At 71.7% G+C, this 14,529-nt stretch carries 11 protein-coding genes; 1 reads left to right on the top strand and 10 read right to left on the bottom strand.

Annotation, left to right across the window (positions count from 1 at the left end):
- The first annotated feature begins 1 nt into the window (after position 1).
- Positions 2 to 1,243 carry a protein kinase gene (locus ACFU8W_RS42785; RefSeq protein ID WP_384049906.1) on the top strand — a complete coding sequence of 414 codons (1,242 nt, stop codon included), beginning with the start codon at positions 2 to 4 and terminating at the stop codon, positions 1,241 to 1,243.
- On the opposite strand, the gene ACFU8W_RS42790 is transcribed toward ACFU8W_RS42785, so the two are convergent.
- The 10 genes from ACFU8W_RS42790 to ACFU8W_RS42835 form a co-directional block, all read right to left on the bottom strand.
- A complete protein-coding gene (locus tag ACFU8W_RS42790; protein WP_384049909.1) occupies positions 1,244 to 1,495 on the bottom strand; it encodes a hypothetical protein in 252 nt (83 codons plus the stop codon). It lies immediately after the preceding gene.
- Between the two features lie 232 nt (positions 1,496 to 1,727).
- The gene (locus ACFU8W_RS42795; protein WP_384049912.1) at positions 1,728 to 2,636 is read right to left on the bottom strand and encodes a helix-turn-helix domain-containing protein; all 909 of its coding nucleotides are present in this window, start codon (positions 2,634 to 2,636) and stop codon (positions 1,728 to 1,730) included.
- Positions 2,637 to 2,904: 268 nt separating this feature from the next.
- Positions 2,905 to 5,742, bottom strand: a complete 2,838-nt coding sequence (locus ACFU8W_RS42800; protein ID WP_384049915.1) for an AAA family ATPase — start codon at positions 5,740 to 5,742, stop codon at positions 2,905 to 2,907.
- 60 nt (positions 5,743 to 5,802) lie between these two features.
- Positions 5,803 to 6,417 carry an FMN reductase gene (locus tag ACFU8W_RS42805; protein ID WP_384049918.1) on the bottom strand — a complete coding sequence of 205 codons (615 nt, stop codon included), beginning with the start codon at positions 6,415 to 6,417 and terminating at the stop codon, positions 5,803 to 5,805.
- The gene (locus ACFU8W_RS42810) at positions 6,414 to 7,499 is read right to left on the bottom strand and encodes an LLM class flavin-dependent oxidoreductase (RefSeq protein ID WP_384049921.1); all 1,086 of its coding nucleotides are present in this window, start codon (positions 7,497 to 7,499) and stop codon (positions 6,414 to 6,416) included. The genes ACFU8W_RS42805 and ACFU8W_RS42810 overlap by 4 nt, the downstream gene beginning before the upstream one ends.
- Positions 7,500 to 7,602: 103 nt before the next feature.
- Complete coding sequence (locus tag ACFU8W_RS42815) at positions 7,603 to 8,439, bottom strand: alpha/beta fold hydrolase (protein ID WP_384049924.1); 837 nt, start codon at positions 8,437 to 8,439, stop codon at positions 7,603 to 7,605.
- A gap of 134 nt (positions 8,440 to 8,573) precedes the next feature.
- Positions 8,574 to 11,342 (bottom strand): ATP-binding protein, encoded by a 2,769-nt coding sequence (locus ACFU8W_RS42820; RefSeq protein ID WP_384049927.1) that lies wholly within the window; start codon positions 11,340 to 11,342, stop codon positions 8,574 to 8,576.
- On the bottom strand, positions 11,339 to 12,226 hold the full coding sequence (locus ACFU8W_RS42825; RefSeq protein WP_384049929.1) for a carbohydrate ABC transporter permease: 888 nt from the start codon (positions 12,224 to 12,226) through the stop codon (positions 11,339 to 11,341). Before ACFU8W_RS42825 ends, ACFU8W_RS42820 begins: the two co-directional genes overlap by 4 nt.
- Positions 12,223 to 13,188, bottom strand: coding sequence for a carbohydrate ABC transporter permease (locus ACFU8W_RS42830; RefSeq protein ID WP_384049932.1), 966 nt, complete (start codon positions 13,186 to 13,188; stop codon positions 12,223 to 12,225). Before ACFU8W_RS42830 ends, ACFU8W_RS42825 begins: the two co-directional genes overlap by 4 nt.
- Positions 13,188 to 14,519 carry an extracellular solute-binding protein gene (locus ACFU8W_RS42835; RefSeq protein ID WP_358860358.1) on the bottom strand — a complete coding sequence of 444 codons (1,332 nt, stop codon included), beginning with the start codon at positions 14,517 to 14,519 and terminating at the stop codon, positions 13,188 to 13,190. The genes ACFU8W_RS42830 and ACFU8W_RS42835 overlap by 1 nt, the downstream gene beginning before the upstream one ends.
- Between the last annotated feature and the right edge of the window lie 10 nt (positions 14,520 to 14,529).

Consider the following 14,529-nt stretch of genomic DNA (forward strand, 5'->3'; position numbering starts at 1 on the left):
GGTGCCGTGGTCCCTGGCGATGCTGGTCACCACCGGCCGCGCGGACGATGGCGCGGAGATCACCGAGGAGTACGTCTTCGAGGGCCCTGACACGTTCCTGCTCGGGCGTGGCCGGGAGTGCCGGATCCGCGTCGCGGCCGAGCAGCGCAAGGTCTCCCGTCGGCACTGCCGGGTGGAGGTCCGGCCGCCGGACGCGTATGTCCGCGACCTGGGCAGCCACAACGGCACCCGTGTCAACGGCGAACGGCTGGGCGGCGAGCGCCGGTTGGCAGACGGCGACGAACTGCGCCTCGGCGGCGTGACGGTGCGCGTCGTCCTCGGCGCCGGACCCCGCCCCGAACCCGTCCCCGGTCTGCGGACCGTGCGCGAGCTGGGCAGCGGCGGGCAGGGCGTGGTGCGGCTGGCCCGGCACACGGAGTCGGGCAGGCTCGTCGCCGTGAAGACGCTGATCCCGCAGTGCCGCGTCGACCCCGCCGCCCGCGACGCCTTCCGGCGCGAGATGGACTGCGTCAAGGCGCTACGGCACCCGCACATCGTCCGCTTCCACAGCAGCGCCGCTCCGGACGGCGCCCTATGCCTGGTCTGCGAGTACTGCGCGGGAGGCAGCGTCGCCGACCTGGTGGTGCGGCGCGGCGGACGGCTCCCCGTCGACGAGGCCGTGCCGCTGGTGCTCCAGGCCCTCGACGGGCTCGCCCACGCCCACCAGGCGCCGATCCCGGTGCGGCTCGCCGACGGGGCGACGGCGATCGGGCGCGGGCTGGTGCACCGTGACATCAAGCCACAGAACCTGCTGCTCACCGGGCCCGCCCGGCGGCGGGTGCTGAAGGTCGGCGACTTCGGGCTCGCCAAGGCCTTCGACCTGGCGGGCCTGTCCGGGCGTACCCACACCGGCGCAGTCGGCGGCAGCGTCGCCTTCATGCCGCGGCGCCAGCTCATCGACTACAAGTACGCGCGGCCGGACGTCGACCTGTGGGCCGTCACGGCCTGTCTGTACTGGATGCTGACGGGCAGCACACCACGCAACTTCCCGCCCGGCGCGGACCCGGTCGCCGTGGTGCTGCGCGAGCCACCCGTACCGGTGCGGGACCGACTGCCGTCACTACCCCGACGGCTCGCCGAGGCGATCGACACGACCCTCGACGAAAGCACCACACCGAAACCCTCCTCAGCATCCGCCCTCTCCCAGACGCTCCGCGAGACACGCACCGGGCCACCATTCACGCGGTGGATCGAGGCTGAATGATCAGGAGGTGCAGCCGGCCAGTTCCAGACGGCGGTTCGCCACCCAGTCACGGGCGGCACGGATGGCGTCGGGCACGCCTTGCTGTCTCAGACGCATCATCGCCGGCTCCCCGCGCTCGGCCCCCGCCTCGATCCCTCGCCGGCATCGATCCTGCCACCACACGACGGTGTCCACGACTGTGCCGGGGTCGAACCGGCCGTAGGTGTCGCAGACGAGACGGATCTGCCGGGCGGCATCGGCTACGTCCGTCACGGCCGGGCCCAGATCCAGGTACTGCCAGCACCGTGCACGAGGACGACGGTGGGGTTGGTCCTGCGAGTTCTCTTCTCGGTGTCGGGCCACGTGTGGGGCGTCGTCACGGCGGTCAGGACGCGGCCCGGAATTCGGCAAGAGGTCCGTGCAACTGTTACTCACGGCAGAGCCGTGGAAGTGGCACCTCTTGTACATGCGCGCATCCGCGCTGTCATGACAGCGCACACGCGTCTCAGCGCCTTCGCTCGTCCTGCGTGCCGGCAGTCGTCGTCGCGAAGGCCGAGGTCGCCAGCGCCTGCCATTCGCTGGGGCTCATGCCGTAGGCCCCGCGGAACGTGCGGCTGAAGTGCGAGGGGCTGCTGAAGCCCCAGCGGTGTGCCACCGCGGCCATGGTGATTCTCCGGTTGGAGCGGCCCAGCTCGAGCCGGCAGAACTCGAGCCTGCGCTGCCGCACCCATTGGCTCACCGTGCTGCCGTCGTTCTGGAAGAGCTTCTGCAGGTACCGGACGGAGATGTGGTGGGCGCGTGCGATCGACTCCGGTGAGAGGTCCGGGTCCATCAGATGTTCTTCGATGTGGGCGTGGATACGGGACAGCATCTCGTTGACGGCCCCGGACGCGTCGTCGGCCTCGTCCGTCGTGTCCGCTTCGAGGAGCTCCATGACCAGGACGGAGAGAAGATGTACGGCCGTCCGGGCACGCCGGTCCCCGATCGTGGACCGGCGGAACTCCGCCTTGGCGGCGAGCGCGGTCAGGAAGTCGGACGCCAGCGCCCCGATCCCCTCCCCGCCGCGTACGGGTACGCCAAGCACCTGGTTCAGTTCCGACTCCGTGACGCCCAGATAGCAGCGGGGCACCCGGAAGAAGATCATCTGGCAGTCTTCGCCGAACTGCAGCAGGTGCCGTCGGGCCGGGTCACAGAAGACCAGGTCGTTCGGCTCCAACAGGGTCCTGGCACGCTCGTGGACGACGGTGACGGGCCCACGGACATGGACGCCGAGGTAGACGTGGTTCCGGTCGTTCGTCTCCGGCATCTCGGAGAGCATCTGGACCAGCCACCCCGAGCGGGAGGAGGGCGCGGTCGGATCGGATGCCTGCCGGGGCACCCGTTCGGGCGCACGGGACATCAGTGGGAGGGTCATGGTGATTCCTAGCCGTGGGTTCGTGAGGACGGAGGGCGGATTCACGCCCCGCCGAGCCGCTCCGCGAGCTCGTCGACGAGTGCCTGGAGCTCGGGGCTGCCGGGGCGGGCTCGCCAGAGCCTTACGGTCATGCGCTGTTCATCTCTCGACCAACAGTTCCCCGCGGACTTCTGCATTCCGCGGTTCTTGATCAGTCTGAGGGAACGACGACGCCCGCACATCGCATGAATCGTCCATTGCCACGACGCCCGCGCGGGATACGAAGCGACTACTCTCCGCTGTCTCGATACTTGACCAGCCGGGTCAGCTCGGCGCGCGAGGTGACATCCAGCTTGGTGAAGGCCCGGCGCAGGTGCGAGCTCACCGTGTGCGGTGAGAGGGAGAGGTGCTCGGCCACCTGCTGGTTGGTCAGCCCTCGGGCCACGAGCCGTACCGCCCGTAGCTCCGCGGCCGTCAGCTCGGGCCATGCATCGGAGAGTCCGGACGTCGAGGGCCGGCGGCGGACGCCGGCGGCCCGCAGGCGCCGACGGACGCGTGCGACGTCCCGTTCGGCGCCCGCTCGCGCGTAGAGCGCGAGGGCCGTCTCGAAGAACGGCACCGCCTCGGACTTACGGGTGGCCGCGAGCTTGCGTCCGGCGTCCTCCAGCGCCGACGCCCGGGCCAGCACCCGAGGGCAGTCCTCGTACAGCCGGACGGCGCGCACGAGGGAGGCGAGGTCGTTGTCGAGGAGCCCCCGGGCGTGCGCGGCGGTGGCGGCGAGGAACGTGAGCTCGGGGTTGAGCGCGGCTCGCTTCTCGGCCAGGGCGACCGCCTGCGCGGCCCGTTCGTGCCTGCCTGCGCGCAGCGCCATACGGACGAGCACCGGGGCGTCGGCGGGGTCGATCAGGCCGGCGTAGGCGGGCCGGTCTGCGGCGGGCGACGTCATCACCTCGTCGAGTTCGGCCATGGCACGGTCGGGCCGGCCTTCGAAGTCGGCCATCAGCGCCAGCATCCAGGTGCCGAAGTGCCGGACGACGGGTGCACCGTCGCTCCGCATGCGCCTCGCCTCCGCCGCGTACGCTTCTGCGGTCTGCCGGTCGTCGGTGTGGAGGGCGACGCGCAGCATCACGTACCGGAGCGTGACGTCGGCGAGGTTGCCCGGGCCGGGATCGTCGGCCGCCGGGGACGCGGCTTCGGCGTCGGCGCGGGCGTCCGACAGCCGTCCGGTTTCCAGAAGGATGCGGGTGCGGGTCATGAGCCATATGCGGGTGGCGGCCGTCCGGCCCTGCTCCCTGGTGATACGGATGCCCTCCTCCGCGACGGCGAGCGCCTCCGCGGTGCGTCCGGTGGTGTTCGACAGGAGAGCGTGCCACAAGGCCTCCGGCACCCACAGCGAGGTGCTGACGCCCAGTGCGTCGGCCAGCGCGGCAGACCGCTCGGCCTGCCGGAACGCCTCGGTCAGGTCCATGCGGTGGAAACTGACCGCCGAGCGGACCGTCGTCAGCGTGGCCTCGGCGGTGCGGTCCCCCGCCGCCGCCGCGGTCTCCCACGCCTCCGCGGCGACCTGCTCGGCCGCCGCGTGCTCGCCCGACATCGACAGGCCGACGGCGAGCATGGCGAGCAGCCGCCCCCTCACGGTCACGGAGATCCCGGGCAGTTCCGCCCCGGCGCGGGCCTGCCGGACGGCCTCGGAGAAGTCGAACTGTACGGCGAGGCGTGCCAGGGCGAGGCGCATGAGCGCCTCGTCCTCGGGTCCGAGACCGCCGGCCGCCAGGGCAGAGGCCCCCAGCTCACGCGCCTGGGCGGCCCGGCCCGTCTGCCAGAGCAGCGGGATCGCCTCGGCGATGATCCGCGGCCGCTCCGGAGCGTCCGCCGCGGTGAGCTCCAGGGCCTTGAGGCTGCGCTCCGCGGCGGGTCCGGGAGCGGTGGCCGCGAGTTCCGCCGCTTCGGTGCGCAGCCGGTCGGCCTCCGCGGCGTCTCCCGGCACCGTCCTGTCGACCTGCGCCGCATCAGCCGGTGCGCTCCCCGGCGGCAGTCCGCCGGTCTGCCGGCGAAGGGCCTGGCGCAGGGACAGAGGGAGGCCGGCTTCGACCGCCTCGCGGATCAGGTCCTGACGGAAGGCGAGGCGATCACCGCTCTCGGCGAGCAGATCGGCGTCGAGGGATTCCTGCACCGCCGTGATGAGCGCCGCGGAGGACCTGCCAAGCAGTTCGGCGAGCTGTCCGACGGTGACCGGGCCGCCCGTGGCAGCCGCCGTCCGCACCAACTCCCGGGCCTCGTCCGACAGCTGGTCGAGGCGGCGCACGACGGAGGGCAGCACCCGTGGGGCCGGGGGCCCGCCGGACAGCCTGGCCATGCCGTTCGCGATCGTCACCGCCGCGTCCTCCCGCAGCGAGCCGATCAGCTCGACCAGCAGCTGCGGCACCCCCTCGGCGCGGCGGGCGACGCGGAGGACGTCCGGGTCGGGAGGGGCGCCCAGGACGTCCTCGGTGATCTGCGCGGTTGCCCGGTCCCCCAGCGCGCCAAGGGCCAGCTCATGTGTGCCTGCCTGCCGGATTCTGTCCAGGGTGGTGCGCACTCCCGACGGCACGCTGCCGCCGCGCACGGCGACCAGCCACAGGATGGCGTGCGACGAGAGTCCGGCCGCGAGGGTGTGGAAGGTGAGGAGGGTCAGGTCGTCGCACCACTGGAGGTCGTCGAGGACGACGAGCATGGGGCCCCTTCGAACCGTCTCCCGCAGGCGGTCCCCCAGCTCCTGGAGCAGCCAGAACCGCTGGCCGGGTGTCGTGACGAGGTCCCGGACACGGACGACGTCCGACAGCGGCCCCTTGCCGGCGAGCACGCCGTCGAGGAACGGGCCGAGCGGCACGAACTGCTCGTCGGGGTCCGCCGCCCCCTGGAAGACCCTCGTCCCGCGCCGCCGCGCGGCTGCCGCGGCCTCCGCGAGGATCCTGGTCCTGCCGATGCCGGCGGGGCCCTCGACGCGGACGATCCCGCCTTCGCCCTGGTCGAGCGCGTCGAGCCGCGCCTCGATGAACGCCAGTTCTGCGTCCCTGCCGCGAAGGGGTGTCCGTACGCCGTCGAGCTCCTCGGGCACGGTCCTTGTCGTCACTCGGTTCACGCTCATACGGCGGAACAGTATGAACCATGTGAACCGCCCCACCGTCGCCCGGCCCACGGGCCCGTCTCAGTCGAAGCGCAGGTCGGCGAGTTGCCGTTCGAGCGCGGTGACGTCGTCCTCGGGCTCGGCGCGGGCCGGGCGGGCGGCCATGAGCGTGGCGAGTTCGGTGCCCGCCCGGCGGATGCGGCCGGGCAGGCCGTCGGTGTACTCGTCTCCCCCTGATCCCCAGTCCTCGGAGGCCGCGTACACCGCCGTGGGGACGACGGCGGCGCGCAGATAGGCGAAGAGCGGGCGCAGGGCGTGCTCCAGGACCAGGGAGTGGCGGGCGGTGCCGCCCGTCGCCGCGGTCAGGACCGGTTTCCCGGTGAGGGCGTCCGGGTCGATCAGGTCGAAGAAGGACTTGAACAGCCCGCTGTAGGAAGCCGTGAACACGGGAGTCACGACGATCAGGCCGTCGGCCTCCGTCACCGCGTCGATCGCGGCGCTCAGTCGCGGCGGGGGAAATCCGGTCACGAGGTGGTTGGCGATGTCGCCGGCCAGTTCGCGCAGCTCCACGACCTCGGTGGAAGCCTCGTGGCCCCGGGCGGTGAGTTCGTCGCGGGCGGACTCGGCCAGCCGGTCCGCGAGCAGGCGGGTGGAGGAGGGGGTGCTCAGCCCCGCGGAGACGACGGTCAGCTTCATGCGGCGGACACCTCCCGGACGGCGCGGAGCGACGCGTGCGTGGGGGCCTCCGGCACGTCGGCCGGACGTCCCTTCGCGAATTCCCTCCGCAGTACGGGCACGACCTCTTCGCCGAGGATGTCGAGCTGTTCCAGGACGGTCTTCAGGGGCAGGCCCGCGTGGTCCATCAGGAACAGCTGGCGCTGGTAGTCGCCGACGGTCTCCCGGAACGACAGGGTCCGCTCGATGACCTGCTGGGGCGAGCCCACCGTCAGCGGGGTCTGCTCGGTGAAGTCCTCGAGCGACGGGCCGTGGCCGTACACCGGCGCGTTGTCGAAGTAGGGACGGAACTCCCGTACGGCGTCCTGGGAGTTCTTGCGCATGAAGACCTGTCCGCCCAGGCCGACGATGGCGTCCTCCGGCCGGCCGTGGCCGTGGTGCGCGAACCGTCGCCGGTAGAGCTGCACCATGCGCCTGGTGTGGTCGGCCGGCCAGAAGATGTTGTTGTGGAAGAAGCCGTCGCCGTAGAAGGCGGCCTGCTCCGCGATCTCCGGGGACCTGATGGATCCGTGCCAGACGAAGGGCGGGACGCCGTCCAGCGGCCGCGGTGTCGAGGTGAAGGCCTGGAGCGGCGTACGGAACGTGCCCTCCCAGTCCACGACGTCCTCGCGCCACAGCCGGCGCAGCAGGGCGTAGTTCTCCTTGGCGAGGTTGATGCCCTGGCGGATGTCCTGTCCGAACCACGGGTAGACCGGGCCGGTGTTGCCGCGGCCCATCATGAGGTCGACCCGGCCGTCGGCCAGGTGCTGGAGCATCGCGTAGTCCTCGGCGATCTTCACCGGGTCGTTGGTGGTGATCAGCGTCGTGGACGTGGACAGGATCAGGTTCTCGGTGCGGGCGGCGATGTAGCCGAGCATGGTGGTCGGCGACGACGGGACGAACGGCGGGTTGTGGTGCTCGCCGGTCGCGAAGACGTCCAGGCCGACCTCCTCGGCCTTGAGCGCGATGGCGACCATCGCCTTGATGCGCTCGTGCTCCGACGGCGTGCGGCCGGTGGTGGGGTCGGGGGTCACGTCCCCGACGGTGAAGATGCCGAACTGCATGGGGTCTCTGCTCTCCTGAGCTCGTCCGGATCCCGCGCCGGGGAACCGGGGGCCGGGTGACGCCGGGAGCTCCGGCGTCACCCGGCGGGTCAACGGTGGGGCGTCACTTCGCCAGGAAGGCGAGGAGGGCGGTGTTGACCTCCTCGGCGTGGGTCCACAGCAGACCGTGCGGGGCGCCCTCGATCTCGACGTAGTCCGCGGACGGAAGCGCCTTGTGGAAGGGGCGCGCGGTGCCCTCGGCCGGGAGGATGCGGTCGGCAGTGCCGTGCAGGATCAGGGCCGGCACGTCGACGGCGGGGATGTCGGCGCGGAAGTCGGTGTACCAGGTCGACGGCGCGGCGGACGCGGCGAAGGAGCCGCCGCGGGCCGCGGTGTTCCAGCTGTTGCGGACCGCCTCCTCGCTGATGCGGGTGCCCAGGTTCTCGTCGAGGTTGTAGAAGTCGTTGAAGAAGGCCGTGTAGTAGGCGTACCGGTCGGCCTTCACGGCGGCGACCACGCCGTCGAAGAACTCCTTCGGGGCAACGCCGTCCGGGTTGTCGTCGCTCTTGAGCAGGCAGGGCTCCAGCGAGGCGAGGAAGGCGACCTTGGCGACGCGGGCGGAGCCGTACGTGGCGACGTAGCGGGCGACCTCACCGGTGCCCATGGAGAAGCCGACCAGAACGGCGTCGTTCAGGTCGAGGGTCTCCATCACGGTGTTCAGGTCGGCCGCGAAGGTGTCGTAGTCGTAGCCGGTCGTCGGCTGGGACGACCGCCCGAAGCCGCGTCGGTCGTAGGTGATCACGCGGTGGCCGGCGTCGAGCAGCGCGGCGCTCTGGCGCTCCCAGGAGTGGCCGTCGAGCGGGAAGCCATGGATCAGGACGACCGGCTGCCCCGTGCCGTGGTCCTCGTAGTACAGGTCGATGGAGGTGGTGTTCTCCTGGCCCACGGTGATGTACGGCATGGGGATGCTTCCTCGATTCGGGTCGACTGGTCCGCGCGTCGAAGCGGCGCGGTATGCCCGTCACGCTAGAACCGGTCCTGCACCTCCTGTTGTCGTACCGCGCACCACACCTTGCCCGGGGGCGCAGAGGTCGCTCAGTCGCCGGTGGCCGTTCCGGCGTCGTCCTCCGCGAGGACGATCCGGGCCAGGTGGACCCGCGAGCGCACCGCGAGCTTGCGGAAGATCGACGCCAGATGGGTGTTGACCGTGTGCGGGGAGACGACGAGGGCCTCCGCGGCCGACCGGTTGGTGTGACCCGCGGCAATCAGCCGGGCCACCTTGCGTTCCGAGGCCGTGAGCGCGTCCCAGCCCTGGTCGGCGCGTGGCCGGAGGCGTCCGGCGCGCCGGCGGGGGCGGCTTGTGGCCCGTTCCAGATCGGCCCGGACCCGGTCGGCCTCCGCGTCGGCCCCGGCCTGGGCGTAGATGTCGTGCGCCCTGGTCAGGGCGGGTGCCGCGGCGGCGTCGCCCGAGGTCAGCAGCGCGCGCCCGAGGTCGGCGGACGCGGCGGCGAGGGGCAGCGGCCGGGGGCCGGTGAGGAGGATGCGGACCGCGCGCTCCAGGAGTCCGTGGTCGCCGTTCACCAGGGCGGACGCGTGGGCGGCCGTCCCCTGGGCGGTCGGCACGGTGGGGTTGCGGGTGGCGTGTTCGGCGGCCTGGGCCGCGAGGTCCTCGGCCAGGTTCCGGTCCCCGCCGCGCAGGGCGATCTGTACGGCCTGGACGACATGCGGGCGCAGGAGCCGCCACCGGAGGAAGGGGTGGTCGCGCTGCACGGACCGGACGAGTTCGGCCGCTGCCGTGTGGTCGCCGTCGGCATCGGCGACGACGGCCTCGAAGAACCGGTGCGTGGCGCGGTTGCCCGTGTTCGGCCGGTCGGCCACGGTCGCCCGCACGATGTCAAGGTGTTCCCGCGCGGCCTCGCGGTCGCCGCGCAACATCGCGAGGAGGCCGCGGTTGACGCGGATGTTGACCAGGTTGCCGGGCACGTGGAGGTCCGCTTCGAGACGCTCGGTGGTGACGAAGTCGGCGTCCGCGTCGTCGAGCCGGCCGAGCCCCATGTTCAGGGTTCCCTGGGTCCAGATCAGCATCGCGGGGCGCAGGGGGGCGTCGCCCGCGGTCCTGAGCAGTCGCCGTACGGTGTCGAAGTCGTCCATGTGGATCAGGGCGACGGCCTCCTCGACAAGGAAGGCCGTGTCGAACACGCTCAGCGCCGTGTGGTGTTCGACGGCGGCGGCGCAGTCGCCCACGTTGAGGGCGATCTCGCCGAGACCCCACAGCGCGAGGACGCGGGCCTCCCGGTCACCGGCCCGCTCCGCCTCGGCGAGCGCCCGTTCGCCGGTCTCGCGCGCGGCCGCGAGGTCGCGGCCGCGGGACCGGGCCAGGGCCTGCCGGGCGGTCAGGCGGGCGCGGATCACCGGATCGGTGACGGCCGCCAGCGCCGCCGTCGAGCGGCGGGTCAGCTCGTGGACGTCGTCGAGGTGCCACAGCGTGTCGCCGAGTACGGACTGCAGACGGGCGAAGACGTCGAGGGGCGGCTGCCGGGCGAGCAGTGCGTCGCCGGTGTCCCGTGCCTGGGTGTACCGGCCCGCACGGGTCAGCGCGACGATGGCCCGTTCTCCCACGTCGTACGCCAGGGGCGCACGGGGCGGTACGAGTTCCAGGGCGCGCACAGCCAGGTCGGCGGCGAGGTCGGGCATCACGGCGAGCACATCCGCGGAGGCCGTGCCGAGCAGTCCGATCGCCTCCTGGTCGCCGGGTTCGGCGCTCTTCAGCAGGTGCGGGACCGCGTCGACGGAGCTCCGGCCCGCCGCGACGAGCCGGCTCGCGGCCTCCCGGTGCAGCGCCCGGCGTACGGAGGGGGCGAGGTCGGCGTACACCGCCTGGCGGAGCAGGTCGTGGCGGAACAGGAGGCGTTCGCCGTCGTCGTGGAGGAGGGCGGCGGCGATCGCCTCGTCCACTTCGGTGCTGAGTCCGGAGGCGGGCCGGCCGGACAGGGCGGCGGCGTCGGCGAGCGAGAACGCGCGGCCGAGGACCGAGCCGATCCGCAGGAAGTGCAGGGTGTCCGGCCGGAGGTCGGCCAGTCGGCCGCGTACGCCGAGGACCAGCCGCTCGGGCGGTTCCGGCCCGTCCGCGCCCGACGCCACGATGCCCGAGAGCATCTCGGCCGCGAGGAGGGGGTTGCCGCCCGCCCCGTCGAGGAGCTCCTCGACCTGCGCCGGCACGTCCCCGCCGAGGACGTCGCGTGCCAGCTCGGCCAGGGCCGTCTCGGACAGCGGCCGCAGAGGGAGGGTCGTCGTCCGCGGCCCCTGCCCGTACAGTTCCGGGTCGTCCCTGCCCGTGAGCAGCCAGAGGACCGGGGAGCTGAGCAGCCGTGCCGGCATGACGCTCAGAGCGAACCGGCTCAGCGGGTCGGCCCATTGGACGTCGTCGACCGCGATCAGTACGGGCGTGCCCGCCGAGCGTTCCTCGATCAGCTGGGCCAGCCGTTCGACGAGCCAGATGCGCTGGGCGTGGTGGCCCGCGAGGTCTGCGAAGTCCGTGCTGGACAGCAGCGGCGGGTCACCGTGCAGGAGGCCCGAGGCCAGTGAGGCGAGCGGTGCCAGCTCGTGCAGTTCCTCGGCGCGTCCATGGCTGACGACGAATCCGTGGGCCCGTGCGATCGAGACGGTCTCCTGCAGCAGTACGGTCTTCCCGATCCCGGGCTCGCCCAGGAGCAGCGCGATCGCTCCTCCCTCACCGTCGCGCACCGCCTCGACCAGGGCGCGCAGCCGCTCCAGCTCGGCTTCGCGGCCCCGCAGCCCGGGCCGGCTCAGCCCCGCGCTCCCGGGCGCCGCCACAACTTCTCCCTCAGTCCGGTCGGGGCTCATCCCTTGACCGATCCGGCGAGCAGTCCCCGTGCGAAGTGCCGCCGGAGGGAGAAGAAGACGAGCAGCGGGACGAACGCCACCACGAAGGCTCCTGCGGTGAGCCGCTGCCACTCGTTGCCGTACGTCCCGGCCAGGCTCGCCAGTCTGACCGTCATCGGCGCGGTCTCGGCCGTTCCGCCCGACAGTGTCAGTGCCACGAGGAGGTCGTTCCACACCCAGATGAACTGGATGATGGCGAAGGTGACCAGGGCCGGGCGGGCCAGGGGCAGCACGATCCGGAGCAGCAGCGTCCCGTGCGACGCGCCGTCGACGCGGGCGGCCTCGATCAGGTCCCGGGGCAGCCCTGCCAGGAAGTTGTGCAGGAGGAACACCGCGAACGGCAGCGCGAAGACCGTGTGGGCGAACCAGACCTGGCCGAACCGCGCGGGACCGGTGAGGTGCCACGCGGGCAGGAACAGCCAGCCCTGGGAGAAGAGCTTCAGGAGAGGGACGAGCGCCATCTGGAGCGGCACGACCTGGAGCGCGAAGATGCCGACGACGAGCGCGTCGCGCCCCCTGAAGTCGATCCAGGCCAGGGCGTACGCCGCGAAGAAGGCCAGGACGAGCGGGAACAGCACCGAGGGAAGGGTGATGACGACGGAGTTGACGAAGTACTCCGCGAGCCGCCCCGGCCCGTTCCCGCCGCCGGACAGCACCTCGCCGTAGTTGTCGAGCGTGAGGTGCGGCGTACCGAGCACGGTCCACCAGCCCGTCGTCTTGATCTCCTCCTCGGGGCGGAACGAGGAGAGCAGGAGACCGAGGGTCGGTGTCGTCCAGAGGACCGCGATCACCACGGCGATCGACGTGAAGGCGCGGGAGGCCAGACGCTCCCGGACGCCGTTCACCCTGTCCTCCTTTGCGCCCGGACCTGGTGGGCGACGAAGGGGGTGACGAGGACGAAGAGGAGCACCGCGAGCGCCGCGCCACGGCCCGTCTCGCCGTAGCGGAAGGCCTGGTCGTACATCTCGTGGGCGATGACGCCCGTGTCGAACTGTCCGCCGGTCATGGTCTTGACGATGTCGAAGGCCTTGAAGGTGCCGATCGCCTGGGCGAGGACCACGACGAGCAGCGTGGGTCTGATCGACGGCATGGTGATCCGCCAGAAGATCTGCCGGGGGGACGCACCGTCGAGTCGGGCCGCCTCGGTCAGCTCACCGGGAACGGCCCTGATCGCGCCGGCCAGCAGGACGGCCGCGAAGCCCGCCTGTGTCCACACCATGGCCACGATGAGGAACAGGACGTTCCAGGGAGAGTCCACGAGCCATTGCCGCGGTTCGCCGCCGAACGCGACGACGAGCTGGTTCAGCAGCCCGATCTGCCCGGCCGCCTCGGGGCGGTAGGCGTAGACGAACTTCCAGACGACACCCGCGCCGACGAAGGAGATCGCCATCGGCATCAGGACGAGGGACAGCGCGAACGCTCTGAACCGCGACCGTACGACGGCCGCCGCGTAGAGCAGACCGACCGCGGTGGCCGTCAGCGGCACGAGCACCACCCACGCCAGGGTGTTGCGCAGCGCCACCAGCGCCCGGGGGTCGGTGACCATCCACACGTAGTTGTCGAAGCCGGCCCACGCGTCTCCCCCGCTGTCGGTGAACGACAGCACCAGGGTGCGCAGACCGGGCAGGAGAAGACCGACCGTGAGCAGCAGCAGCGCGGGGGCCAGCAGGATCAGGGCCGCGGCCCTCCTCCGTACCGGCCCCCGGTGCAGCGCCAGCAGGATCAGGGAGACCACCGCCGCGAAGGCGGCGACGCCCTGGAGCAGGTACAGCAGCTTGGGCTGCTGGGCGACGACGTCGAACGACATCAGTGGCTCGGCCAGGACCGTTCGATGGAGTCGGCGACCTGCCGGGTGCTCGCGCCGCCGATCCAGTCGACGGCTCCCTTCCAGAACGTCCCTGCGCCGACCGACGCCGGCATCAGGTCCGAACCGTCGAACCTGAACTGTGTCCTGGGATCCTGGAGCAGCTGGATCGAGAGCCTGTCGACCGGGGTCGCGGCGTTCGCCGGATCCACGCCCCTGTTCGCCGAGACGAACGGGCCCTTCTTCATACGCGCGTTCGCGAAGTCCGCGGAGGCCAGATACTCCTGGAACGCCCGCACTTCGGGACGGTCGGCGAACGCCGCGGTGAACACCCCACCGCCCAGTACGGGGCGGCTGGCCGGGTCGGCCCCCGGCAGGAGGAAGGCGAAGACGTCCTTGTCCGGTCCGATCTCGGTGCCCTCCGGCCACAGATCGGCATAGAACGAGGCCTGACGGTGCATCGCACAGTCGCCGGAGAGAATCGGTGTGCCGGCCTCCTGGAAGGAGATCGACGCCATCGACCGGGCCGGACCGAAACCGCCGTTGGCGAACCGGTCGTTCTTGAGGATGGACCCCACGGTGTCCATGGCCTTGATCACACGCGGATCATTGAACGGGATCTCGTGGGCGACCCACTGGTCGTAGACGTCCGTGCCCTGCTGGCGCAGCAGGACGTCCTCGATCCAGTCCGTCACGGGCCAGCCGGTCGCCTCGGCGGACTCGATGCCCGCGCACCACGGCTTGACGCCCGACGCCGCGACCTTCTCCGTCACGGCCATCAGCTCGGACCACGTGCGGGGAACGCTCAGTCCCCTGTCGCGGAAGAACTTCGGGGAGTACCAGACGAACGACTTCACGTTCGCGACCAGCGGCGTGCCGTAGAGGGTGCCGTTCACAGTCGCGTAGCTGTTCCAGTCCGCCGACCAGCCCTGCTTCGCGAGGGCCGCGACCCCGGCGCTCACGGGCTTGAGCTTCCCTGCCCGCGCGAAGCGTTCCAGGAGCCCGGGCTGGGGGAAGAACGCCACGTCAGGCGCACTCCCGCCGTCGACCCGGAGCTGGATCTGGGCCTCGAACTCCCCGTCCCCCTCGTACTGGACGTCGATTCCCGTGCAGTCCGCGAAGTCCGCCCAGGTCTCTTCGAACAGGTCGGCCTCCCGGTCCCGGTTCTCCGCGTAGACGGTGACCTTGGTGCCGGGGTGCTTGCCGTACCGGGCGTACAGTCCGCAGTCCGCGGTGGTGTGCGACCGCGAACCGCTGCCCTGCGGGGTGCCGCAGGCGGTGGCTGTGACGGCGAGGGTGATGACGGCGAGAGCGAGCCTCGCGCCGAACCTCATGGGTGTATCT

The sequence above is a fragment of the Streptomyces sp. NPDC057565 genome, assembly GCF_042801455.1.
Taxonomy (GTDB): Bacteria; Actinomycetota; Actinomycetes; order Streptomycetales; family Streptomycetaceae; genus Streptomyces; species Streptomyces yanii.

Bases quoted from the DNA above. Each gene is read 5' to 3' on its own strand.
- ACFU8W_RS42795 (WP_384049912.1), bottom strand. From the start codon at position 2,636: ATGACCCTCCCACTGATGTCCCGTGCGCCCGAACGGGTGCCCCGGCAG.
- ACFU8W_RS42800 (WP_384049915.1), bottom strand. From the start codon at position 5,742: ATGAGCGTGAACCGAGTGACGACAAGGACCGTGCCCGAGGAGCTCGAC.
- ACFU8W_RS42805 (WP_384049918.1), bottom strand. From the start codon at position 6,417: ATGAAGCTGACCGTCGTCTCCGCGGGGCTGAGCACCCCCTCCTCCACC.
- ACFU8W_RS42810 (WP_384049921.1), bottom strand. From the start codon at position 7,499: ATGCAGTTCGGCATCTTCACCGTCGGGGACGTGACCCCCGACCCCACC.
- ACFU8W_RS42815 (WP_384049924.1), bottom strand. From the start codon at position 8,439: ATGCCGTACATCACCGTGGGCCAGGAGAACACCACCTCCATCGACCTG.
- ACFU8W_RS42820 (WP_384049927.1), bottom strand. From the start codon at position 11,342: ATGAGCCCCGACCGGACTGAGGGAGAAGTTGTGGCGGCGCCCGGGAGC.
- ACFU8W_RS42830 (WP_384049932.1), bottom strand. From the start codon at position 13,188: ATGTCGTTCGACGTCGTCGCCCAGCAGCCCAAGCTGCTGTACCTGCTC.
- ACFU8W_RS42835 (WP_358860358.1), bottom strand. From the start codon at position 14,519: ATGAGGTTCGGCGCGAGGCTCGCTCTCGCCGTCATCACCCTCGCCGTC.